This window comes from Spirillospora sp. NPDC048819, from assembly GCF_040650055.1.
In the GTDB taxonomy this organism is placed as follows: domain Bacteria; phylum Actinomycetota; class Actinomycetes; order Streptosporangiales; family Streptosporangiaceae; genus Spirillospora.
In genome coordinates this window covers 31,900-53,996 of record NZ_JBEZGN010000017.1, presented here as the reverse complement: position 1 = coordinate 53,996, position 22,097 = coordinate 31,900, and the positions used below count along the sequence as shown (strand labels likewise).

Sequence of the window (22,097 nt, the reverse complement as noted above, 5' to 3'; positions counted from 1 at the left end):
GCGAGGTGCGGGCGCAATTGTCGACAGCCGGGGACCCTGAAGACTGGTGGCTCTGACCCTGGACAGGCGCGGACCGCCGAGGAGCATCGGCGTCGTGACCACAAACGAACCCCCCGCCGCCGCGAGCCGCCGCACATTCCTCTCACTGTCCACAGCCGCCGCCGTCACCGCGACCGCCGGTGCGGGCGTGGCGCTGACCGCAGCGCCCGCCGGTGCACGGGAGCGGGGCTGGCCGGACGGCCCCGGCGCGCCCGTCAGGAACCAGCCGCCGGACGCGGAGCTGCGCGGATTACTGCGCGAGATCGACCAAGACCGCATCGAGGCGAACGTCCGCAAGCTCGTGAGCTTCGGGACCCGGCACACCCTGTCCGCCCAGGACGACCCGGACCGCGGCATCGGCGCAGCCCGCGACTGGATGCTCGCGGAGATGCAGCGGTACGCCGCCGCGTCCGGCGGACGGATGACCGCCGAGCTGCAGTCCTACATCCAGGAGCCCGCGTCCCGCATCCCCGTCCCGACCCGGATCACCAACGTCGTCGCGACGCTGCGCGGATCGGCCGCCCCCGGCCGGATCTACGTGGTCTCCGGCCACTACGACTCCCGGGTCAGCGACGTCATGAACGCCACGGCGTACGCGCCCGGCGCCGATGACGACGCGTCCGGAGTGGCGGTCGTCATGGAGCTCGCCCGCGTCATGGCCGAGCGCCGTCCGGAGGCCACCCTCGTCTTCACCGCCGTGGCCGGCGAGGAGCAGGGCCTGTACGGCTCCAGGTACCAGGCGAAGCAGTACAAGTCCGCCGGGGCCGACGTGCAGGCGATGTTCACCAACGACATCGTGGGCAGCAGCACCGCCGACGACGGGACCCGCGACCCCCGTTCCCTGCGTCTGTTCGCCGAGGGCGTCCCCACCGCCGAGACTCCGGAGGAGGCGAACGTGCGGCGCGCGGTGGGCGGCGAGAACGACTCTCCCGCCCGTCAGCTCGCCCGGTTCGTCGCGTCCGTCGCCGACAACCACGCCACCGGCATGCGCATCCGGACGATCTACCGCCGCGACCGCTATCTGCGCGGCGGCGACCACATCGGCTACCTGGAGCAGGACTATCCCGCCGCCCGCTTCACCGAGCCCCACGAGAACTTCGCGCACCAGCACCAGGACGTCCGGGTGGAGGACGGGACGCAGTACGGCGACCTGCCCGAGTTCTGCGACTTCGCCTACATCGCCCGCGTCGCCAGGGTGAACGCCGCCGCCCTGTGGTCGCTCGCCCAGGCCCCGGGGACGCCCAAGAACGCCCGCGTCCTCACCGACCGGCTCACCAACGACACCGACCTGGCCTGGGACCGCGGCACCGAACCCGACCTCGCCGGATACGAGGTCGTGTGGAGGGAGACGACCAGCCCCGACTGGACGCATGTGATCCCCGTGGGGGACGTGACCGAGGTCGGCATCGACCTGTCCAAGGACAACGTCTTCTTCGGCGTCCGCGCCGTCGACCGCGATGGGCACCGCAGCCCGGTCGCGTTCCCCGTACCTGACTGAGCACGGCCGGACCGGCGGTGGTGGCAGACTCGGCGGGCATGGAGATCGTCCTGGACGAGGAGTTGCGCGCCCGGCTCGCCGAGGCCGCCGACAACGCCCCCAGCCCACAGATCGCGCGCCAGGCGCTGGGATTGCTGCGCCCGTCGCTCGCGCTCGCGCCCGCCGACGGCCCGGGATGCGGGGCGACGCGCCTCGGGGGCCTGCCGCCCCTTCCCCCGGAGGCCGGGTGGCCGGCGGCCGGCGGGCGACCGCGGACACTCGTGGCGCAGCTCGACTGCGCGGCCCTGCATCCGCTGCTCGGCGACGAATGGCCCCTCCCGCGTGACGGGCTCCTGCTGTTCTTCTACGACGACACCTTCGGCGCCGTCTCCGCCGACGATGTCTGCCTCCTGCACGTGCCGGGCGACGCGCCCGGACGTCCCGCGCCCCCGGACACGCCCGTCATCCCCCCGCTCCCGCTCGCCGCAGCCCGGACCCCGTCGCTGCCCGTCTCCTTCAGCCGGGCGATCGACAGGTTGCCGGGGGACCACGACCTCATCGACGCCATGGACGCCGTGAGCGCGCTGGCCGACGTTCTCCCGGAGGTCGACTACCGGCTGCTGGGCTGGCACGACGGCGGAGGGGACGGTGCGGGCGGCCAACGCCCGCTGCTCCAGCTGGAGGGTGTGGACGGCATCGACTGGGGCGAGGTCGTGAACATCTCGTTCTGGATCGATGACGACGACCTCACCGCGGGCCGCCTCGAACGCGCCTACACCGGCGTCGAGGTCGCCTGACCTCGCAAGCGCGCAGAAGCACGGGCGCGAGGCTTGAGGTGCGTTCTAGGATCATCCTCAATTGATCGAGGAGTGCCCGTGGCCGAAGTGGAAGAACCCCCGGAAGGCGTGGACGCCGCCGTCCCCAACGGCGCCCGGATCTACGACTTCATGCTCGGCGGCAAGGACAACTACCTCGCGGACCGGCGGGTCGGCGAGGAGATGGTCAACGCGAATCCGACGGCTCCGCTGACCGCGCGGGCGAACCGCGAGTTCCTCGGACGGGCGGTGCGGTTCCTGGCCGCCGAACAGGGCATCCGGCAGTTCATCGACATCGGGGCGGGGCTGCCCACTCAGCAGAACGTCCATCAGGTCGCGGGCGCGGTCGCCCCGGACAGCCGTGTCGTCTACGTGGACTACGACCCGGTCGTCGTGGCGCACGCGCGGGCCCTGCTGAGCACCGCGGACACCGTGCGGGTCGCCGAACGCGACCTTCGCCGGCCGGAAGAGATCCTGGCCGATCCAGAGGTCCTCGGCCTGATCGACTTCAGTGAGCCAGTGGCCGTGCTCCTGGTGGCCATCCTGCACTTCGTCGGCCCGGACGACGACCCCCACGGCATCGTCGCCCGGCTGCGCGCGAAGATGGCCCCGGGCAGCCACCTGGTCCTCTCGCACACCGCGAGCGAGTCGCCCGGCGAGATCATGGAGGCGGCGCAGCGGGGCTTCCGCGCCTCGGGCGCGCCGCTCACACCCCGGACGCGGGCCGGGATCGGGGAGTTCTTCGACGGATTCGACCTGGTCGACCCCGGGCTGGTCGACGTGCGGGAGTGGCGTCCGGCCCTCGGAGGCGGCGCGGCCGGCCTGCCGGAACTGCCGTGGACGATCGTCGGGGGAGTAGGACGCCTGCGGTAGCGCAGGCGCCGCCTACTGCGGGAGGAGTACCGGCGGCCTCGTCCGCCGGCAGGAAGACGCGGCTTCGGGCGGCGATTACCGTCGGCATGTGATGAAGCCGAGGAAGCACGCCGACCTGTCGTGGGCGTGCGGGCTTGCGGTCGCGCTCGTGGCGGTCGGCCGAGGCCGAGCGGACCCGGGAGGAGGCGGCGCTGCGGAGGGCCGGCGGCGGGCGGCGGGTTCCGGGTCCGCGCGGAGTTCCCGGTGTGAGTTGCGCGGCGGGGGTCAGCGGGGCTTGTCGATGAAGGCCGCGAAGCCGTCGTGGAGGCTGGTCAGGCCGAACTCGAAGAGCTGCTCGAAGGAGAAGTCGAAGGTGTCCTCGGACAGGGCGGCCATGGTCGGGAAGGCGCCGCTGTTCATCGCGTCCTCGAGCGTCGGGGCCTGGGCCTGCCAGAACTCCTCGTTGCTGACGCCGGTCCGCTTCTCGGCGCGGCGTTCGTTGATGTAGCTGCGCGCGACGCCGTCCACGTAGTCGTGCTGGGCGCCGATCATCATCATCAACGCCCGGTCGTCGATGCCGGCGGGACGCAGCAGGCGGAAGAGCCGGTCGAGGCCGCGCAGGCCGTTGGGGCCGAGGAGCGGACGGCTCTGGTCCACGAACGGGTACCAGGGGTGGTCCATGCACAGCCGCCAGTACTGGTGGGCCTCGGCCGTCAGGACCTCCCGCCAGCCGTCCTCCCCGTCCTGCTCGGGGACCTCGATGACGTGGTCGAGCATGAGGTCCAGCAGCTCGCTCCTGCCGGGGACGTAGCGGTAGAGCGACATCGTCCCGACGCCCAGGTGGGTCGCGATGGCGCGCATGGACAGCGCTTCGAGGCCCTCGGTCTCGGCGAGTTCGTCGGCGACCTCGACGGCCGCCGCGACGATCCGGTCGAGGCTGAGCGTGGGCGGGCGTCCGCGGGCCGGGCGGGTCCTGTCGCCCCACAGCAGCTTCAGACTCAAGCCGAGGTCGCGGCCGTCGCCATGCTCCGTCGTCATCGTTCGCCCTGCTCCTGCCTGTGCGGCACCGGCTTGCGCCGCCGTACAGACGTTATCGTCCCCACTTAGAGTATGGTGTACGCGAATTAGTGTATCGTGTACCCAAATTGCTGGAACAGGAGGCGGCATGGCCGACGACGCGATCCTCGCCGAAGGGATCCGCAAGAACTACGGGGACAAGCAGGCGCTCGACGGCTTCGACCTCGCGGTGCCGAAGGGCATGGTGTACGGGCTGCTCGGCCCGAACGGCGCGGGCAAGACGACCGCCGTGCGCATCCTGGCCACGCTCGTCCGGCTGGACGGCGGGCGAGCCGAGGTCACCGGGCTGGACGTGGCCACCCGGGCCCGGCAGGTGCGCCGCCGGATCGGGCTGGCGGGGCAGCACGCCGCGGTGGACGAGGTCCTGACGGGGCGGCAGAACCTGCGCATGTTCGGCAGGCTGTTCCATCTGGGCAAGAAGCGGGCGGCGGAGCGCGCCGACGAGCTGCTGGAGCGGTTCGACCTGGTGGAGGCCGCCGACAAGGGGCTCAAGGAGTACAGCGGCGGGATGCGCCGCCGGCTCGACCTCGCCGCCAGCATGATCCTGGCGCCGGACGTCCTGTTCCTGGACGAGCCGACCACCGGCCTCGATCCGCGCGGCCGGAACGAGGTGTGGCAGTCGGTCAGGTCGCTGGTCGCGCAGGGCACGACCGTCCTGCTCACCACGCAGTACCTGGACGAGGCGGACCAGCTCGCCGGGCGCATCGCCGTCCTCGACCACGGCCGGGTCATCGCGGACGGCTCGCCCCGGTCGCTGAAGCAGCTGATCGGCGGCGACCGCATCGAGGTGGTGGTGCGCGACCCCGCGACCCTGTCCGCGACGGCGGCCGTGGTCGCCCGCGTCGCGTCCGCCGAGCCGCAGATCGACGAGGCCGCGGCACGGGTCCACGCGCCGGTCGCCGAACGCGTGGCCGCGCTGACCGAGGTCGCGCGCACGCTCCAGGACGACGGCATCGACGTGGAGGACATCGGGCTACGGCGTCCGACGCTGGACGAGGTGTTCCTGCGCCTCACCGGACACCACGCCGACAAGAAGGAAAAGGCGAAGGAAAGGGTGGAGGCGTGAGCGTCGAAAGCAGGACGGCCGCCGACGAAGGACTCGGCACGCGCCTCTACTGGGCCGTCGCCGACAGTTGGACGATCGTCCTTCGCGGCCTGACCCACTACGTCCGGCAGCCCAGCAACATCGCCTGGCAGCTGGGGTTCCCCATCGTCTCGGTGCTGCTGTTCGGGTACGTCTTCGGCAGCGCGATGTCGGTTCCCGGGGGCGGCGACTACCGCGAGTTCCTGATGCCGGGCATGTTCGGCATGACGATGGCGATGGGCTTCATGAACACCGCGTACGTCGTCGTCTACGACAGCGCGCGCGGCGTCACCGACAGGTTCCGGTCGATGCCGATGGCGCCTTCGGCCGTCGTCACCGGTCGGGGCTTCGGCGACCTGATCGGTGCGACGCTCGACCTCGCCGTCCTGGCCCTCACGGCACTGGCGATCGGCTGGCGCTCCAGCGCCGGCGTCCTCGGCACCCTCGCCGCCTTCGGCCTGTTCCTCCTGCTCCGCTTCGCGCTGATCTGGATCGGGGTGCTCCTCGGGCTCCTGGTGCCGAACGAGGAGGCCGCCGGAAGCCTGTTCGCGGTCGCGTTCCCGTTCGCGATGATCTCCAGCGCGTTCGTGGCGCCGTCCCTCATGCCGGACTGGCTGGGCACGATCGCGATGTGGAACCCGGTCTCCTCCACGGTGACGGCGTCCCGCGAACTGTTCGGCAACCCGGCGGCGGTCGGGGACACCTGGATCGAGCAGAACGCGCTCCTGATGGCGCTCGTCTGGCCGATCGTCATCACGGCGGTCTTCCTGCCCCTGGCCGTCCGCCGCTACCAGCGCCTGAGCCGCTGACGGCGCCGGCCGGGGGACGCGCGGGCAGCGTCCCCCGGCCGCGTCCGTCAGCCGGGGAGCGTGTCGGTCCAGGAGGCACTGATCGTCATGGTGCGGGGCGACCAGACGGTCGGGCCGCCGGGCGCGGCGTAGAAGTTGGTGCTGCGCACCTGGCCGGTCTCCGGGTCCACGACCAGCCTGGCCTCGTGACCGCCGGAGACGGGGAACCGCAGCCCCCGGCCGCCGTCGACCTTCCCCATGCTCTTCACGCCGGGGTAGGAGGCGATCGCGCGGAAGGCGGCACCACGCACCCCGGGCGGGGCGGGGACGGTGGTGACCAGGGACACAAGGTCCAGGAAGAGCAGCCTCTCCCGGTCGGCCTCGGTCAGTTCGCCCGCGCTGGTCCGGAGCTTGGACCGCCGGGCGGCCTCGGCGATCCTCGCCTTGAGCGCGCCGGGGTCTGCCGGCAGCTTCTGAATCTCCTGGAAGTTCGCCGGGACGCCGCCGAGCATGACCACGGACCGGACCGGCGATTTGAGAATCTTTCCGCCCGTCTTCACGCTGTGCCGCTGCCATGTCTCGCCGGTGCGGGTGGTCCAGCGCTCACGGATCAGGCGGGTCTGCGCGTCGGTCTCCGGCTTCTGCTGCACGATCCTGACGTGCCAGTAGGCGCCCGTGCCCTCGGGAGTGCGCTCGGCGGAGGTGGCGGCGGCGAGAAGGACCTGCTCGGCCGACAGGGGGGACGGAGGCCCGCCGGGCGGAGCGGTGGGCTCGGCCGTCCCGGAGACGAGGACGACCGTCGCGGACGCGGCGGCGCCGGCGACGCTCAGGCCGGCGGCGAACCAGCCGGTCGTGCGCCTGCGGGACGGGCGGCGCCGCATCGCGTCCTGGAGCCGGCGGCGCCCCTCGTCGACCGCCTCGGGGGACGGGTCGGGCTTGCGCAGCGCGGTGGCGAGCGTCTGCAGGTCATCCATGGAACGCCTCCCTGTCGATGGCTTCGTTGAGCTTCTTGCGGGCGCGGTTCAGGCGGGAGCCGACCGTCCCGTAGGAGATCCCGAGCGCCTGCGCGACCTCCTCGTGGGTGAGCTGGCCCAGCGCCACGAGGAGGACGACGTCGCGTTCCCCGCGTGACAGGCCCGTCAGCGCCGCCGCGAGTTCGGGCCTCATGCGCTGGGCGGCGACCGAGGCGACCACGTGGTTCTCGTGGCCCGCGTCGGCGGGCTCGGGCACCGCCGCCAGCGCCCGGTAGTGCCGGGCCTCCGCGCGGCGGTGCCGGGCCACCAGGTTGGTGGCGATGCCGAAAAGCCAGGGCCGAAGCTCGCCGCGCCCCGGGTCGAACCGGTCGCGCTTGGCGAACGCCGTGAGGAACGTCTCGGCGGCGACGTCCTCGCCTGCGTGCACGTCCAGGCGCCCTGCCACGTACCGGTAGACGTCGCGGTAGTGGCGGTCGTAGACGGCGGTGAACAGCTCTGGGTCGCGTTGGAAGCGGGCGGCGAGGTCGGCGTCCGTCAGGTGCCCGTCCACGCCGGCGCTCAAATCCGTGTCTCTCTCATGCCGTGCCTCCGGAGCGGAATTCGATGGCTTACACCGGTACTTCGCGCGAACGCCGGATCGCTTTCCGGGGCACGGCGGCGGCCTGCCGCGCATCGGCGCGCCCCTGCCCGGCCGGCCCCGCGGCGGCCGGGGCGGCGGGCGGCAACCCGCTTGGGCCCTCTCTTGACGCTGGTCAGGGGCGGTGCAAGCGTGAAAGGTGATGGTGAAAGGGGGACCCATCATGACTGAGATCAAGAGCATCGAGAAGCCGGACGAGCGAAGGGACTTCCCGCGGGGGCACCTGGAGGTCGTCCAGTTGTCGGGCCTTCTGTTCGGCAAGGCGACGTTCGAGCCCGGATGGCGCTGGACGGAGTCGCTGAAGGACATCATGGGCACGGACCTGTGCGAGGCGGACCACAAGGGTTAACATCATCCAGGGGCGGCTGCGCATCCAGATGCGGGACGGCTCCGAGGGAGAGGTCGGACCAGGGGACGTCTTCGTCGTGGCGCCCGGCCATGACGCCTGGGTCATCGGGGACGAGCCATGCGTGGCCCTCGACTTCGGAGGCGCGGCGGAAGAGTACGCCAAGGCCTGAGTTCGCCTGTGCGGGCCGCCCGGAGCATGGAATCGTGCCGGCCGGGCGGCCCGCCCGGTCGAGGGGCGATTGCAAGGGATCGTGGACCCCGATTCGAAGATCAAAAAACTCCACAAATCGGTCTAATTCGTCGTACGCTCCGAGCATGACCGCTGATGAGAACCCTTCCGCCGACGCCCCGACCCAGGACGTGATCCGCGCCGACGTGCCGCATTCCGCCCGCATTTACAATTTCTGGCTCGGCGGCAAGGACCACTACGACATCGACCGCATGGTCGGTGAACAGGTCATTCAGGCTGAACCCGACTTTGTTGACCAGATGCGACACAATCGGGCATTTCTCGGGCGTGCCGTCGAGTACATGGTGCGCGAGTGCGGAATCCGCCAGTTCCTCGACGTCGGCACCGGTCTTCCGACGGCCGACAACACCCACGAGGTCGCGCAGCGCGCCGCCCCCGAGTCCCGCATCGTGTACGTCGACAACGACCCGATCGTGCTCGCGCACGCCCGCGCGCTGCTCACCAGCTCCCCGGAAGGCGCGACCGACTACATCGACGCCGACATGCACGACCCCGGCAAGGTCCTCGCCGCCGCGGCCGAGACGCTCGACTTCAGCAAGCCCGTCGGGGTCATGATGCTCGGCGTCCTCATCCACATCGCGGACGACGCCGACGCCAAGGCCCTGATCGACAGGTTCATGGACGCGACATGCGCGGGCAGCCACCTGGCGATCTCCGTCAACACCAACGTCGTCAAGCCGGAGAACATGGAGCGCGCCGCCGCCGCCTACAACGAGGCGTTCGGCAACCCGCCGGTCCATCTGCACACCCCCGAACGGCTCACCGCGTTCTTCGCCGGCCTGGAACTGGTCGAACCCGGCGTGGTGTCGGTGGGCCGCTGGTACCCGCCGGGCACAGCGCCGTCCGGTGCGCAGGCCCCCGAGATGGACGCGTTCGTCGGCGTCGCGCGCAAGCCCTGACCTCCGGCGAAGCGGTCATACGGCGTCAATGCCCCGGCTGCGTGACGCGCCCGGGGCTTGGCGTGAATTGACGAGGCGGTGGGCCCCGCGGGCGGGTAGCGTCTAGGGATGAACGTTCGGCCGACTCTTGAGGACATTCGGCGCGCGCCGAAGGTGTTGCTGCACGACCACCTGGACGGCGGTGTGCGGCCCGGGACCATCGTCGACCTCGCGCGGGAGTCCGGATACGCGGACCTGCCGGCCACCGACGCGGACAATCTCCGAGAATGGTTCGAGGCGGCCGCCAACTCGGGGTCGCTGGAGCGCTACCTGGAGACGTTCTCCCACACCGTCGGGGTGATGCAGTCCGCCGAGGCGCTCACGCGGGTGGCGTACGAGTGCGCGGAGGACCTCGCCGCAGACGGGATCGTCTACGCGGAGGTCCGGTACGCGCCCGAGCAGCATCTCACTACGGGGCTGTCGCTGGAGCAGGTCGTCGAGGCCGTCCTGGACGGGTTCGCGCGGGGCCGCGAGGACTTCGGGATCCGCGTCGGGACGCTGGTGACGGCGATGCGGCACCAGGCGCGGAGCATGGAGATCGCGGAGCTGGCCGTCCGGTACCGGGACGCGGGCGTCGTGGGCTTCGACATCGCGGGCGCCGAGGCCGGGTACCCGCCCACCCGCCACCTGGACGCGTTCGAGTACCTCCAGCGGGAGAACGCGCACTTCACCATTCACGCGGGCGAGGGATTCGGGCTGCCGTCGATCTGGCAGGCGATCCAGTGGTGCGGCGCCGACCGGCTCGGGCACGGCGTGCGGATCATCGACGACATCGAGGTGGACGGGGACGACGCCAGGCTCGGCCGCCTCGCCGACTACGTCCGGGACAAGCGGATCCCGCTGGAGATGTGCCCGACGTCCAACATCCAGACGGGCGCGGCGAAGTCGATCGCGGAGCATCCGATCGGGCTGCTGCGGCGGCTGAGCTTCCGCGTCACGGTGAACACCGACAACCGGCTGATGAGCGGGACGACGCTGTCGAACGAGTTCGCGCAGCTCGCCGAGGCGTTCGGATACGGGTGGGACGATCTGCAGTGGTTCACGGTGAACGCGATGAAATCGGCGTTCGCGCCGTTCAACGAGCGGCTCGAACTGATCAACGGGGTGATCAAGCCCGGTTTCGCGCAGCTCAAGTGGAGCGGCGCCCGGCCCCTGGCATGATCGAGCCATGACCATTCGTTCGACCGGCGGGCGCATCGCGGCGTACGCGTGGCTGGTGTTCGCGGCGCTGAACATCGCCGACCTGGTGTTCGGCATCACCGGCGACGCCGACTACTCCCTGATGACGCTCGGCATCGGCGTGGTGCTGCTGCTGGGCTGCGGGATCGCGTACGCGGTGGGGCTGCGGCCCGCGATCGTCGGGGACGATGACGGCGTCACGGTCCGCAACCCGCTGCGGGAGGTCCGGGTGCCGTGGGGCGCGGTCCGCGGGATCCAGGGCGGCAACGCGGTGGCGGTGCGCTTCACCGGCCCCGACGGGACGGAGCTGGAGACGCGGGCCTGGGTTCACCAGACGTCGCCGCGCGCCCAGGCCAAGGCGGAGGCCCGCGCCCGCAAACAGGAGAGCAAGACGGCGGGCCTCGATCTGCGTGGACGGACGCCCGCTGCGTTCGCGGCCCAGCGGCTGAACGAGATCCTCGACCGTCAGCGTCCGAAGACCAGGTCGGGGGCACCGGACAAGGCCGCCGCGGCCAAGGCGGAGTCCGGGAAGAAGGAGCCGGTGCGGGGAACGGTGCGATGGTCCGTCCCGGCGGTGGCGTCGCTGGCGGTTCCCGCGGCGGTGCTGGTCGTGCTCGCCATCGTGGGCGCCGTCACCTGAGCAGCCGTCACCCCAGGATCGCGGAGAGGTCGGCGCGGAGGGCGTCCAACTCCGCGGAGGCGCGCGCGCGGACCGTCGCGATGTCGTCGTCGACGGGCAGGACGACCTCCAGGTAGCACTTGAGTTTCGGCTCTGTCCCCGATGGGCGGATGACCACCCGTGAACCTCCGTCCAGGCGGAACCGCAGGCCGTCGGTCGGCGGCAGGCCGTCCGCGCCGTGCGAGAGGTCGTCGAACGACGTGACGGGCCGTCCGCCCAGCCGCTCCGGGGGATCGGCCCGCAGGCGGGCCATCATTGATGTGATCAGGGAGAGGTCTCTAACCCTGATGGACAGCTGGGATGTGGCGTGCAGGCCGTGTTCGCGGGCCTGGTCGTCCAGGAGATCGAGCAGGGTGCGGCCGTCGCGGCGGGCGCCGGCGGCGAGCGCGGCCACGGCGAGGGCGGCGCCGATGCCGTCCTTGTCGTTGACGAGCACGCCGCGGTCGTCGCCGACGCTGTAGCCGAGCGCCTCCTCGTAGCCGAACACGAGCCGCCCGCCCGGACGGCCCGCCTTCATGATCCATTTGAAGCCGGTGAGGGACTCGGCGAACCCGGCCCCGTGCGCCGCCGCGATCGAGCGCAGCAGCGACGACGACACGATCGTGGTGACGACCAGGCGGTCATCGCCGGTGGTGTGCCGCAGGACGTGCTCGGCCAGCAGCCCGCCGAGCTCGTCGCCGGTCAGCGTCCGCCAGCCGCCGCCCGCCGGGACGGCGACCGCGCAGCGGTCCGCGTCGGGGTCGTTGGCGATCACGAGGTCGGCGCCGCGGGCGTCCGCCAGCCGCAGCGCCAGGTCCAGCGCGCCCGGCTCCTCCGGGTTGGGGAAGTCGACGGTCGGGAAGTCCGGGTCGGGTGCGGCCTGCTCGGGGACGACGATGGGGGCGGGGAATCCGGCCCGGTCGAACGCCTGGAGCAGGACGTCCCGTCCCACCCCGTGCATCGGCGTGTACACGACGGAGATGTCGCGGTCGTCGCCGAGCCGCAGCGACGACACCGCGTCCAGGTAGAGGCCGGCGTCGCCGTGGACGGGCCATTCCGCGCCGAGCGGCAGCTCGTCCACGCGGCCGACGGCGTCGATCGCGGCGGAGATCTCCGCGTCCAGCGGCGGGACGATCTGCGCCCCGTCCGCCCAGTACACCTTGTAGCCGTTGTCGCGCGGCGGGTTGTGGCTGGCCGTCACCATGACGCCCGCCACGACGTCGTCGAACGTCCGGGTGAAATGGGCCAGGACGGGTGTCGGAACCGGGTCGGCGAACACCTCCGGCCGCAGGCCCGCCCCGCTGAGCACGGCCGCCGTGTCGCCGGCGAACCGCCGCGAGCCGTGCCGCGCGTCGAACCCGATGATCACCCGGCCGCTGCGAGGGAGGCGGGCGGCGAGCCCGGCGGCGGCGCGCATCACCGTCACCCGGTTCATCCGGTTCGGCCCGGCGCCCAGCTCGCCCCGCAGCCCGGCCGTCCCGAACTCCAGCCGCGCCCCGAACCGGTCCGCGAGGGCCTGGTCGTCGCCCTCGTCCAGGATCGCCCGGAGTTCGGCGCGGGTGCCCGGGTCGGGGTCCTGTGCCAGCCACTCCTCCGCCTGTGCCCGCAGATCGCTCATACCCGCCCCTCGTGGGAGGCGACCCCACACCCCCGGTTCGCTTCGCTCATATTTTGGTCTTCTCCACGACCCGCGATTTCACAACTTGGCCAGGACGGTGCCGAGCAGGGTGCCCATGCGGCCGGCGGACGCGCGTCCCGCCGCGAGGACCTCCTCGTGGTCGAGCGGCTCGTCCGACAGCCCGGCCGCGATGTTGGTGACCAGCGAGATCCCGAGGACGTCCGCGCCGCCCTGCCGGGCCGCGATCGTCTCCAGCACGGTCGACATCCCGATCATGTCGGCGCCCAGCGTGCGCAGCATCCGGATCTCGGCGGGCGTCTCGTACGTCGGGCCGCGGAACGCCGCGTACACGCCCTCCGACAGCGTCGGGTCGGCCTCCTTCGCGAGGGCCCGCAGCCGCGCCGAATACGCCTCGGTCAGATCGAGGAACGCCGCGCCGCTCAGCGGGTTCGCGCCCGACAGGTTCAGATGGTCGGTGATCAGCACCGGGTCACCGACCCGCTGGTGCTCGGGCCGCAGCCCGCCCGCCGCGTTGGTCAGCACCATCGTCGTCACCCCGGCGGCCAGCGCCGTCCGGACGGGGTGCACGACCGCGTCGACGCCGCGTCCCTCGTACAGGTGCGTCCGGCCGAGGAACACCAGGGCGCGGCGCCCGCCGACCTCGACGACGCGGACGCGTCCCGCGTGGCCCTCGACGGCGGGCGGCGCGAACCCCGGCAGTTCCGTCACCGGCAGCTCGGCGGCGGGCTCGCCGAGCGCGTCGGCGGCGGGGACCCAGCCGGAGCCCATCACGAGGGCGACGTCGAAGGAGTCGATGGACGTGCGGGCGCGCAGCTCGTCCGCGGCGCTCCGCGCCAGTGCAAAAGCGTCGTTGCTCACATCGCCGACACTACAGGCGTGATCGCCGCGCCCTCTGCGGGCCGCCCGTGGGTCAGTCTCCCAGCGACTTGCAGGGACGAGTGCGCAGCTCCTTGACGTAGTCGTCGGGTGCTCCGGCCTTCTCCGCCGCGTCCGCGAGGATGCCGAGGTAGCGCGCGGACGGGAGCCCGCCCTCGTAGTCGTCCAGGACGTACAGCCAGCACAGCGCGTCGCCGTCGAGCGTCTGCACCCGGACCCTGATCTTGCGGTAGACGTCGAGCGCGGCGCCCTCCCAGGCGTCGAGCTCCTTCTCGTCCCAGGCGGGCACGTCGTACATGACGACGAAGACCTGCTCGGAACCGTCCTCGACGACCGTCGCGAGGGCCCCGTCCCAGTGCTTGTCCTGCCCGCCGAAGGTCAGCCGCCACCCGGCCAGCCAGCCGGTGCCGCGCATGGGCGAATGCGGAGCCCGGCTCGCCATCTGCTCGGGATCCATGTTGGAGGCGTACGCCGCGTACAGTGCCACGTTGGCCAAGGCTAACTCACGCGCACGCCCCGGCCGGAGCGAAGCGCGGATTGCGGGCGGCGCGTATCCGGATATCGGGCGGCCGGCCCCAAATGAGGCGCCGCGACGCGCCCGTCCTGCGGATGTGCGGCGAAAACCGGTCCGCGGCGGGACTTTTCACTGCCGGGAGTAGGAAAGAATGGAAGATGTGACCCGCATCGTGATAATCGGAGGGGGCCCGGGCGGTTACGAGGCCGCGCTCGTCGCGGCGCAGCTCGGCGCCGACGTGACCGTCGTCGAACGCGACGGTCCGGGCGGCGCCTGCGTGCTCACCGACTGCGTGCCCTCCAAGACGCTCATCGCCACCTCGACCCGGATCTCCGTCATGTCCGAGTCGGCGGGCCTCGGCCTGCGCTTCAACGGCGGCCCGGACGGCATCGTCGGGGCCCTGGAGGCCGACCTCGCCACCGTCAACACCCGCGTGAAGGACCTCGCGCGGGCCCAGTCGTTCGACGTGGCCGAACGGCTCGCCTACGAGGAAGTCAAGATCGTCCGTGGTGAGGCGCGGCTGGTCGAACCGCATGTGGTCGCGGTCGGCGACCGGCACATCGGGGCCGACATCGTGCTCATCGCGACCGGGGCGACGCCGCGCGTGCTGCCCGGCGCGGAACCGGACGGCGAACGCATCCTGGACTGGCGCCAGCTGTACGACCTGCCGGAACTGCCCGAAGACCTGATCGTCGTCGGGTCCGGTGTGACGGGCGCCGAACTGGCCGGGGCCTACCTGTCGCTGGGATCGAAGGTCACGCTGGTGTCGTCGCGCGACCGGATACTGCCGACCGAGGACGCCGACGCCGCGGCCGTCCTCCAGGAGGTGTTCCTGCGGCGCGGGATGAACGTCATGTCGCGGTCCAGGGCGGCGGGGGTGGAGCGGTCCGGCAACGGCGTGATCGTCACGCTGGAGGACGGCACGAAGGTCGAGGGCACGCACTGCCTGATGACCGTCGGGATGGTGCCGAACACGACGGGCATCGGCCTTGAGGAGGTCGGCGTCCGGTGCGACGCGCGCGGCTTCGTGGAGGTCGACAAGGTGTCGCGGACGTCGGTCTCCAACATCTACGCCTCCGGCGACTGCACCGGCGTCCTGATGCTCGCGTCGGTCGCCGGCATGCAGGGGCGCATCGCCATGTGGCACGCGCTGGGCGAGGCCGTGCAGCCGCTGAAGCTCGGCTGGGTCGCGTCCAACATCTTCACCGACCCGGAGGTCGCGTCGGTCGGCGTGACGCAGCATATGGTCGACTCCGGGGACGTCAACGCCCGGACGGTCATGCTGCCGCTGTTCACCAACGCGCGGGCCAAGATGCAGGGCTTCGAGGACGGTTTCGTCAAGCTGTTCTGCCGCCCGTCCACCGGGATCATCCTCGGCGGCGTCATCGTGGCGCCGCGGGCGAGCGAACTGATCCTGGGCGTGTCGATCGCCGTCCAGCAGCACCTGACGGTCAACCAGGTGGCCCAGACGTTCGCGGTCTACCCGTCGCTGTCGGGGAGCATCACCGAGGCGTCCCGCCGCCTGATGGCCGAGCACGCCTACTGAGAGACGTGCCCGGCCTCCTGGGCGGGCGACCCGGCCGCTAGAAGTAGCGCAGGGCCACGTACACCCACGCCATCACGGTGCTCACCACCGTGACGCCCACCCCGTAGCGGGTGAACTGCCAGAAACTGATCGGGTGACCGGTCCTGGCGGCGATGCCGATCGCGACGACGTTGGCGCTCGCGGCGACGGCCGTCCCGTTCCCGCCGAAGTCGGCGCCCAGCGCGAACGACCACCACAGCGCGTCGGCGGTCTGCGGGTCGGCCCCGGCGGCCATCCCCTCCACGATCGGCGCCATCGTAGCCGTGTAGGGGATGTTGTCGAAGAACGCGCCCAGCACTGCGGAACCGAACACAAGGCTGGTTGCGGCGGCGAAGTAGTTGTCGCCGATCGCGTCCGCGGCCCACGTGCCGATGTTCTCGATGACGCCGGTGTGCCCGAGGGCCGCCACCATCACGAACAGGCCCATGAAGAACACCAGGACGCCCCATTCGACCTCTCTGAGGACGTCCGACACCTCGACCTTCGTGACCAGCAGCATGACGCCCGCGCCGACGAGGGCCACGATCGACGGCTCCACGCCCAGCACCGAGTGCAGCGAGAAACCGACGACGATCAGGCCCAGCACGACCAGGCACCGCACCAGCAGCCCGTGGTCGGTGATCGCCTTGCGCTCGTCCAGCGCCATCACCTCGGCCACGTACCGCTCGTCGTAGGTGAACGCCTTGCGGAAGATCCACCGCGACATCACCACGAACGTGACGAAAACGATCACCACGATCGGCGTCATGTGGATGAGGAAGTCGTTGAACGTCAACCCCGCCCGGCTCGCGATGATGATGTTCGGCGGGTCCCCGATCAGGGTGGCGGCGCCGCCGATGTTGGACGCCAGCACCTCGGCGATGAGGTACGGCTGGGCCGGGATGCGCAGCCGGTTGCAGACCACCACCGTCACCGGCGCCACCAGCATGATCGTGGTGACGTTGTCCAGGAACGGCGAGGCCACCGCGGTGATGGCCATCAGCATCACCAGCAGCCGGTACGGTCTCCCCTTCGAGCGCTTGGCCGCCCAGATCGCCAGGTACTCGAACAGCCCGGTGTCCTTGATGACGCCGACGACGATCATCATGCCGAGCAGCAGGAAGATGACGTTCCAGTCGATCCCCTGGTGCTCGGAGAAGAACACGTCGGCGCCCGCGGTGAGCCCGAGCACCGTCATCAGGCCGGCTGTGACGAGGACGACCTTGACCTTGTCGATCTTCTCCGTCGCGATGAAGAAGAACGCCACGACGAAGATGGCGAGCGCGGCTACGGCGCTCATGGCGCGTCCCCTTCCCGAGCGCCGTCGAGCGAAGTGCCGTCAAGCGGTGTGCGGATGACCGGTGCGCAAGTGACCGGTGTGCGGATGAACCGTTTACGGATGAACCGTGTGCGGACGCCCGCCGTGCCGTTGGACCGGGTGCGGCCGGACGGTGTGCCGTCGGGGTGTGCGCCTTCCGGGCGCGCGATTTTTGGGCGCGCGTCCCCTCCCGGCGCGTCCCTCAGTCGTCGGGCCTGGTCAGCGCCAGTGCCGACAGGAGCCGGTCCAGAATGACCGCGCCCGCGAGCAGCCCAGCCTCGTCGACCACCGCGACCAGGGGGCTTCGGTGCCGCGCCATCAGCGTGGCGATCTCCAGCAGTGTGGCGGACGGTTTGACGCTGACCGGGCGGGCCGTGTGTGTTCCGAGACAGTCCCCTACCCTCATGTCGCCGCTTATCTCTTGCCAGAACACGTCCGCGTGCGCCTCGTCCACGGCGCGGCTCAGCGCCTGGTCCTCGTGATAGGCGGCGGGCACCGCCAGCTTCAGCACCTGCGTCCCGGGCAGGACGACCCGGGGGCGCTGCTCCTCGTCCACGACGATCAGTCCGGGCAGGCGGCCGAGCGCCATGACCTGGATCGCGTGGGCGATCGAGTCGCCGAGTGTCACGGTCGGCACCTGTACGGCGATGTCCCGCGCTTGCATGGTTTCCTTTCGGCTTCCGGAGAGCCTGGTTCCTAGGGCTGATAGGTTCCTCCTCCTAACGCCGGGGGGCGTCCTGTCGCAGGACGGCCTCCGCGGCGTCTTGGGCAGGGCACCGTGTCCGATGCCAGATCGCTGTGCCATGCGTCCGCCCCTTTCTGCGTACGCTGTCCAGTCTTTGCGGCGGCGGACCGCATCGGCATCGGGACCAGCACCCATATAGGGCGGGAGGAACCATGTATTTGTGGTCGCCCAGTCCGGGATGAGCTGGGACCTGCCTACCATGGAGGCGAGACCGGAGGTGATCGGTGCACGCTCGGGAGACCCGCACCCGGATACTGCTGGCCGATGATCATGCACTGGTGCGCCGCGGCCTCCGGCTGATCCTGGACGCCGAACCGGACCTGACCGTCGTCGCCGAGGCCGCCGACGGCGCGGAGGCCATCGAGGCGTGCGGTGCCACCGAGGTCGACCTCGCGATCCTCGACATCGCGATGCCGCGCATGACGGGGCTCCAGGCCGTCCGGGAGATCTCCCGGCAGTTCCCCTCCGTGCGGACGCTGATCCTGTCCATGTACGACAACGAGCAGTACCTGTTCGAGGCGCTCAAGGCCGGCGCGTCCGGCTACGTGCTGAAGTCCGTCGCGGACCGCGACCTGCTGCACGCCTGCCGCGCCGCAATGCGGGGCGAGCCGTTCCTGTACCCCGGTGCCGTCACCACCCTGATCCGCGAGTACCTGGCCCGGGACCGGGACGGCGACGGCCCCGACAGCCTCCTCACCCCGCGCGAGGAGGAGATCATCAAGCTGGTCGCGGAGGGCTACTCGTCCAAGCAGATCGCCGAGATGCTGACGATCAGCATCAAGACCGTCGACCGGCACCGCGCGAACATCCTCGGCAAGCTCGGCATGCGCGACCGGCTCGAGCTGACCAAGTACGCCATCCGCGTCGGCCTCGTCGAGCCCTGAGCCCCGCCGCCCGCCCCGGCCCGCCCGCCCCGGGCCGGGCTCAGGTTCTGGCGGGGTACTGGCCGCGCCGCGAACCCGGCGGCGGGATGACCAGCTTGACCTCGGTGCCGCCGCCATCGGCCGGACCCACGTCGAGCTGCGCCCCGATGAGCATCGCGCGTTCCTGCATCCCGTGGATGCCGGAACCGAACTCGGTGGGCGGCCCCGAGCCGTCGTCCACGACCCGCAGGATCACCCGGCCGTCGTCGTCGCGTGCCAGTGCCAGCTCCGCGTTCCGGGCGCCGGAGTGCCGCCACACGTTGGTCAGGCCCTCCTGCGCGATCCGGTAGATCACCAGCTCGACGTCGGGGCCGAGGTCGTCCAGGCCGGTCTGGACGCGGCGTGTCACGCGCGGCCCGCCCGTGGCGGAGAAGTCCCCGGCGAGGGAGGTGAGCGCGCTGGTCAGGCCGAGATCGTCCAGGACGCCCGGACGGAGCCGGCGGGCCACCCGGCCCACCTCGTCCAGGCTCGACCGGACCACCTCCTGAACCCCGCGCAGCTCCTCCGCCACCTCGTCGGGCGCACGGTTCACCACCGATTTCAGCTCCAGCAGGACCACGGTGAGGCTCTGCCCGATCTCGTCGTGGAGTTCCTGGGCGATGCGGCGCCGCTCGGCCTCCTGCGCGTCCAGGACCACGGCCGTGCTGATGCTGCGGTCGGCCTCCAGCCGGTCGAGCATCGCGTTGAAGTGGTCGACCAGGCGGAACAGGTCGCGGTTCGGGGTCGTCGCGAGCCGGTCGCCGGAACGCAGCGAATCCAGGCGCGCCATCAGCGTAGTGAGCCCGTCCAGCGGCGCCAGGCTGGCGCGGAGCAGCAGCGCGTTCGCCGCCACCATCAGCGCGATGCCGATCGCCAGGACGACGAGCTCGCTCAGCAGCACCGGCGAGGACACCGTGACGGGCGCGAAGGCCAGGATGGCGGTGCCGATCACGAAGATGAGCCCGTTGATGCCGAGGATGCGCCAGTACAGGCCGGGCACGGGAGTCCTGGGCCGGCGCCGCGGCCGCCCGGCGCCCGGCTCGGTGCCGCGGCCCCCGGCGCCGGTGCCCGCCGCCGGTCCGGTCTCACTCCTGTTGTGCATTCACGGCTCTCCGATCAGGGCGGCCACCCGGCCTGGGACGTGTTCCGTCTGCAGGGTGCTTTGTCTGCAGGGTGATTCGTCTGCCTGGTGATTCGTCTGCATGGTGTGCGCCCGCGAAATGAGCACTCGGCCCGATGGTGATGAGGTGTTCCACCACCGATGGTGGAGGGTGAGGATACCGGCGACGATCCAGGGAGGCCGAGGTGGGGCAGCAGGCGGGAGTCCTGGCCGCACAGGACGGCCTCCTGAGCGCCCGCGCGGCGTTCGTCATCGTCGCCGGGCTCCTGGTGGCCATGGTCATCGCCTCCGGGTTCCGGAGGGTCGGGGCGTCCGAACGGCTCGTCGTCCGGCGGTTCGGGAGGACGCGCGGTGTCCGCGGGCCGGGGCTCCGGTTCCTGCTCCCGCTCGCCGACGCCGGCGTGCGCGTCCCCGTGGGGATGCAGCCGCACGACATCTGGCTCAGGGCCACCACCAGGGACGGCGTGCCCGTCCGCATCAAGGCGCTCGCGATGATGGGGGCCGACGACCCCGTCAGGTACGCGTCCGCAGCGGACTCGCCGTCCTCGGCCGCGCAGGAGACCACGGCGGTCGCCCTGCGCGCTGTGATAGCGGACCGGGACCTGGCGGACCTGCCGTCCCTGATGGCCGACGGGGACGACGCCGATCTGGTCCGGCGCGTCAACGAGGCGGTCCGGCCATGGGGAGTGGCCGCCGACCTCGTTTCCATCACCGACGCGACGGTCCCGGTCCGCGCCGGCCTGCCGATCTGCCGCTGCGGCACGGTCGGCGCCGAGCTCCGCTGACCCGCGGCGTGCCGCCCCCTCTGGACAAGGGGCGGCACGCCGCATCCGGGCCGCGATGCTCAGAGGCCGCCGATGCTCAGAAGCCGCCGAAGTCGCCGCCTCCGCCGAACCCGCCGAAGTCGCCTCCGCCGAAGTCCCAGCCTCCGCCGATGTCGCCGCCTTCCGCGCCCATGCCCTCGCCGCCGTAGCCGCCGTAGCCGAAGCCGCCGCCCATCATCGAGCCGAGCATGGTGCCGATCATCATGCCGCCGAGCAGGTCCATCCCGCCGTAGCCGCGGTAGTAGCCGCCGGCGTAGGGGCCGTACGCGGGGCCCGCGTCCCAGTACGGGCGCCGGACGCCGCCGTACGGCACCATGCGGACGTCCGGGTCGGTCCCGTGCAGGACGGCGTCGGCGTCGGCCTGGCACGCCGGGACGGAACGCGCGACACCGCCGGGCGGCGCCCACGTGACGTCCTTCACGGACGGCCCGTGCTGCGGGTTGAAGAAGCACGGCGCACGCCGTTCGGGAATCGGGTCGCCGGAGAGCCGGGCGCGCGTCGCGGTCATGTAGTAGCGGCCGTCCTCCAACGAGGTCGTGACCTCCTGCATGTCCTGCGGCTGGGTGGCGCGTTCGGTCGCCGTCTTCGCACTGTCGTAGGAGTTCATCGCGCGCTCGTAGTCGGCGCGGATGTCGGGATCGAGGTCCTTGTCCATGACGTTGAGGTCCAGGCGGGCGATGTCCTCCCCGAGGAGCGTCACGTCCTCTTCCACGCCGCTCTTGAGGTCGGCCATTTCCTGCGCCGCACGGGTGCGCTGCCGCTTCCGGGACACGAGGAACGCGCTCGCCGCCAGCGCGGCCACCATGATGAGCACGCCGAGGGTCACGAACCCGCCGATCGCGCTCGACCGCGCCTTCTCGTCGACCTTGTTCTCGGCGAGCTCGCCGAACCGGGTCAGCCGGTCCTCCAGCGGCATGCCGTTGGTGCGCGTGATCAGCTGGTTGATCTCGGCCTGATCGAGCTTCTGGGAGATCGCTCCCATCCGGCTGCCGTCGGCGGTGACCGCGACATACGTCTCGCCCTCGCCGACGCGCTGCGCGACGGCCGGGAGCAGCTGCCTGACCTGCTCCCCGGTGACGTCGTTGCTGACGACGACGGCGCGGATGTCGGCGTCGGAGTCACCGGCCAGCGCGGTCTTGACCTGGTTCTGGGCGGCCGGGGACAGCACGTTCCCGGCCTCGCTCGTCACGTAGAGCCGCGAGTCGATCAGGGCGTTGGCGATCTGCCCGACCGTGTCGGCGGCCGCGGCCCGAGGCGCGGCGAGGCTCTGCGCCGTGGCGGTCTGGGCGATGGCCGTGTGCGTGACGGCTGTCTGTGCTGCGACTGTTCGTGTGGTTGCGGACTGTTCCGTGGCGGCCTGTGCGGGGGCGGTGAAGGCGAACGCCGGAACGGCGATCGCTGCGGCGATGATCGCCGAGACGGCGCCCCGGCGTGCCGCCTGGTTGGCCCGGATCTCGGTGCTCATGTCCCCAGTCTGCC

The 22,097-nt window shown here is 71.4% G+C and carries 23 protein-coding genes; 13 read left to right on the top strand and 10 right to left on the bottom strand.

From position 1 onward, the window contains the following. Nucleotides 1-94: 94 nt before the first annotated feature. The 3 genes from AB0C35_RS22725 (at nucleotide 95) to AB0C35_RS22715 (ending at nucleotide 3,204) form a co-directional block, all read left to right on the top strand. On the top strand, nucleotides 95-1,537 hold the full coding sequence (locus AB0C35_RS22725; RefSeq protein WP_358458938.1) for a M20/M25/M40 family metallo-hydrolase: 1,443 nt from the start codon (nucleotides 95-97) through the stop codon (nucleotides 1,535-1,537). 38 nt (nucleotides 1,538-1,575) lie between these two features. Beyond that, nucleotides 1,576-2,313 (top strand): DUF1963 domain-containing protein, encoded by a 738-nt coding sequence (locus AB0C35_RS22720; protein WP_358458937.1) that lies wholly within the window; start codon nucleotides 1,576-1,578, stop codon nucleotides 2,311-2,313. A gap of 78 nt (nucleotides 2,314-2,391) precedes the next feature. Continuing rightward, on the top strand, nucleotides 2,392-3,204 hold the full coding sequence (locus AB0C35_RS22715) for an SAM-dependent methyltransferase (protein ID WP_358458935.1): 813 nt from the start codon (nucleotides 2,392-2,394) through the stop codon (nucleotides 3,202-3,204). Between the two features lie 264 nt (nucleotides 3,205-3,468). Here AB0C35_RS22715 and AB0C35_RS22710 read toward each other — a convergent pair whose 3' ends face one another. Continuing rightward, nucleotides 3,469-4,221, bottom strand: a complete 753-nt coding sequence (locus AB0C35_RS22710; RefSeq protein ID WP_358458933.1) for a TetR/AcrR family transcriptional regulator — start codon at nucleotides 4,219-4,221, stop codon at nucleotides 3,469-3,471. A gap of 127 nt (nucleotides 4,222-4,348) precedes the next feature. Here AB0C35_RS22710 and AB0C35_RS22705 point away from each other — a divergent pair, with 127 nt between their 5' ends. Together AB0C35_RS22705 and AB0C35_RS22700 are read left to right on the top strand one after the other, a co-directional pair. Beyond that, a complete protein-coding gene (locus tag AB0C35_RS22705) occupies nucleotides 4,349-5,326 on the top strand; it encodes an ATP-binding cassette domain-containing protein (protein WP_358458931.1) in 978 nt (325 codons plus the stop codon). Next, a complete protein-coding gene (locus tag AB0C35_RS22700) occupies nucleotides 5,323-6,153 on the top strand; it encodes an ABC transporter permease (RefSeq protein WP_358458929.1) in 831 nt (276 codons plus the stop codon). Before AB0C35_RS22705 ends, AB0C35_RS22700 begins: the two co-directional genes overlap by 4 nt. Nucleotides 6,154-6,200: 47 nt before the next feature. On the opposite strand, the gene AB0C35_RS22695 is transcribed toward AB0C35_RS22700, so the two are convergent. Beyond that, nucleotides 6,201-7,106, bottom strand: coding sequence for a CU044_5270 family protein (locus tag AB0C35_RS22695; protein WP_358458927.1), 906 nt, complete (start codon nucleotides 7,104-7,106; stop codon nucleotides 6,201-6,203). Then, a complete protein-coding gene (locus AB0C35_RS22690) occupies nucleotides 7,099-7,668 on the bottom strand; it encodes an RNA polymerase sigma factor (RefSeq protein ID WP_358458926.1) in 570 nt (189 codons plus the stop codon). Before AB0C35_RS22690 ends, AB0C35_RS22695 begins: the two co-directional genes overlap by 8 nt. 238 nt (nucleotides 7,669-7,906) lie before the next feature. Here AB0C35_RS22690 and AB0C35_RS22685 point away from each other — a divergent pair, with 238 nt between their 5' ends. From AB0C35_RS22685 to AB0C35_RS22665, 5 genes are all read left to right on the top strand, one after another. Then, nucleotides 7,907-8,092 (top strand): hypothetical protein, encoded by a 186-nt coding sequence (locus AB0C35_RS22685; RefSeq protein ID WP_358458924.1) that lies wholly within the window; start codon nucleotides 7,907-7,909, stop codon nucleotides 8,090-8,092. Nucleotides 8,093-8,120: 28 nt separating this feature from the next. Further along, on the top strand, nucleotides 8,121-8,261 hold the full coding sequence (locus tag AB0C35_RS22680; protein WP_358458922.1) for a hypothetical protein: 141 nt from the start codon (nucleotides 8,121-8,123) through the stop codon (nucleotides 8,259-8,261). Nucleotides 8,262-8,406: 145 nt separating this feature from the next. Next, a complete protein-coding gene (locus AB0C35_RS22675) occupies nucleotides 8,407-9,240 on the top strand; it encodes an SAM-dependent methyltransferase (RefSeq protein WP_358458920.1) in 834 nt (277 codons plus the stop codon). 108 nt (nucleotides 9,241-9,348) lie between these two features. After that, nucleotides 9,349-10,440: an adenosine deaminase gene (locus AB0C35_RS22670; RefSeq protein WP_358458918.1), complete on the top strand. Its 1,092-nt coding sequence runs from the start codon at nucleotides 9,349-9,351 to the stop codon at nucleotides 10,438-10,440. A 7-nt stretch (nucleotides 10,441-10,447) separates the two neighbouring features. Beyond that, nucleotides 10,448-11,098, top strand: a complete 651-nt coding sequence (locus AB0C35_RS22665; protein ID WP_358458916.1) for a PH domain-containing protein — start codon at nucleotides 10,448-10,450, stop codon at nucleotides 11,096-11,098. 7 nt (nucleotides 11,099-11,105) lie between these two features. On the opposite strand, the gene AB0C35_RS22660 is transcribed toward AB0C35_RS22665, so the two are convergent. The 3 genes from AB0C35_RS22660 to AB0C35_RS22650 all read right to left on the bottom strand — a co-directional run bounded on the left by AB0C35_RS22660 (nucleotide 11,106) and on the right by AB0C35_RS22650 (nucleotide 14,118). Further along, nucleotides 11,106-12,734: a phospho-sugar mutase gene (locus AB0C35_RS22660; protein WP_358458914.1), complete on the bottom strand. Its 1,629-nt coding sequence runs from the start codon at nucleotides 12,732-12,734 to the stop codon at nucleotides 11,106-11,108. Nucleotides 12,735-12,812: 78 nt separating this feature from the next. Further along, nucleotides 12,813-13,613, bottom strand: a complete 801-nt coding sequence (locus AB0C35_RS22655) for a purine-nucleoside phosphorylase (RefSeq protein ID WP_358458912.1) — start codon at nucleotides 13,611-13,613, stop codon at nucleotides 12,813-12,815. Nucleotides 13,614-13,665: 52 nt separating this feature from the next. Beyond that, complete coding sequence (locus tag AB0C35_RS22650; RefSeq protein ID WP_358458911.1) at nucleotides 13,666-14,118, bottom strand: gamma-glutamylcyclotransferase; 453 nt, start codon at nucleotides 14,116-14,118, stop codon at nucleotides 13,666-13,668. 187 nt (nucleotides 14,119-14,305) lie between these two features. Between AB0C35_RS22650 and AB0C35_RS22645 the strand changes: the two genes are divergently transcribed. Continuing rightward, on the top strand, nucleotides 14,306-15,691 hold the full coding sequence (locus AB0C35_RS22645; protein WP_358458909.1) for an NAD(P)H-quinone dehydrogenase: 1,386 nt from the start codon (nucleotides 14,306-14,308) through the stop codon (nucleotides 15,689-15,691). A gap of 37 nt (nucleotides 15,692-15,728) precedes the next feature. Here the strand turns inward: AB0C35_RS22645 and AB0C35_RS22640 are convergent, their stop codons facing one another. Beyond that, complete coding sequence (locus tag AB0C35_RS22640; RefSeq protein ID WP_358458907.1) at nucleotides 15,729-17,009, bottom strand: ArsB/NhaD family transporter; 1,281 nt, start codon at nucleotides 17,007-17,009, stop codon at nucleotides 15,729-15,731. A 220-nt stretch (nucleotides 17,010-17,229) separates the two neighbouring features. Next, nucleotides 17,230-17,691, bottom strand: a complete 462-nt coding sequence (locus AB0C35_RS22635) for a CBS domain-containing protein (protein WP_358458905.1) — start codon at nucleotides 17,689-17,691, stop codon at nucleotides 17,230-17,232. Between the two features lie 305 nt (nucleotides 17,692-17,996). On the opposite strand from AB0C35_RS22635, the gene AB0C35_RS22630 reads away from it, so the two are divergent. Continuing rightward, complete coding sequence (locus AB0C35_RS22630; RefSeq protein WP_358458903.1) at nucleotides 17,997-18,656, top strand: response regulator transcription factor; 660 nt, start codon at nucleotides 17,997-17,999, stop codon at nucleotides 18,654-18,656. A 40-nt stretch (nucleotides 18,657-18,696) separates the two neighbouring features. Here the strand turns inward: AB0C35_RS22630 and AB0C35_RS22625 are convergent, their stop codons facing one another. Further along, a complete protein-coding gene (locus AB0C35_RS22625) occupies nucleotides 18,697-19,776 on the bottom strand; it encodes a sensor histidine kinase (protein WP_358458902.1) in 1,080 nt (359 codons plus the stop codon). A gap of 203 nt (nucleotides 19,777-19,979) precedes the next feature. Here AB0C35_RS22625 and AB0C35_RS22620 point away from each other — a divergent pair, with 203 nt between their 5' ends. Then, a complete protein-coding gene (locus AB0C35_RS22620) occupies nucleotides 19,980-20,579 on the top strand; it encodes an SPFH domain-containing protein (protein WP_358458901.1) in 600 nt (199 codons plus the stop codon). 76 nt (nucleotides 20,580-20,655) lie between these two features. On the opposite strand, the gene AB0C35_RS22615 is transcribed toward AB0C35_RS22620, so the two are convergent. After that, a complete protein-coding gene (locus AB0C35_RS22615; protein ID WP_358458899.1) occupies nucleotides 20,656-22,083 on the bottom strand; it encodes a hypothetical protein in 1,428 nt (475 codons plus the stop codon). Between the last annotated feature and the right edge of the window lie 14 nt (nucleotides 22,084-22,097).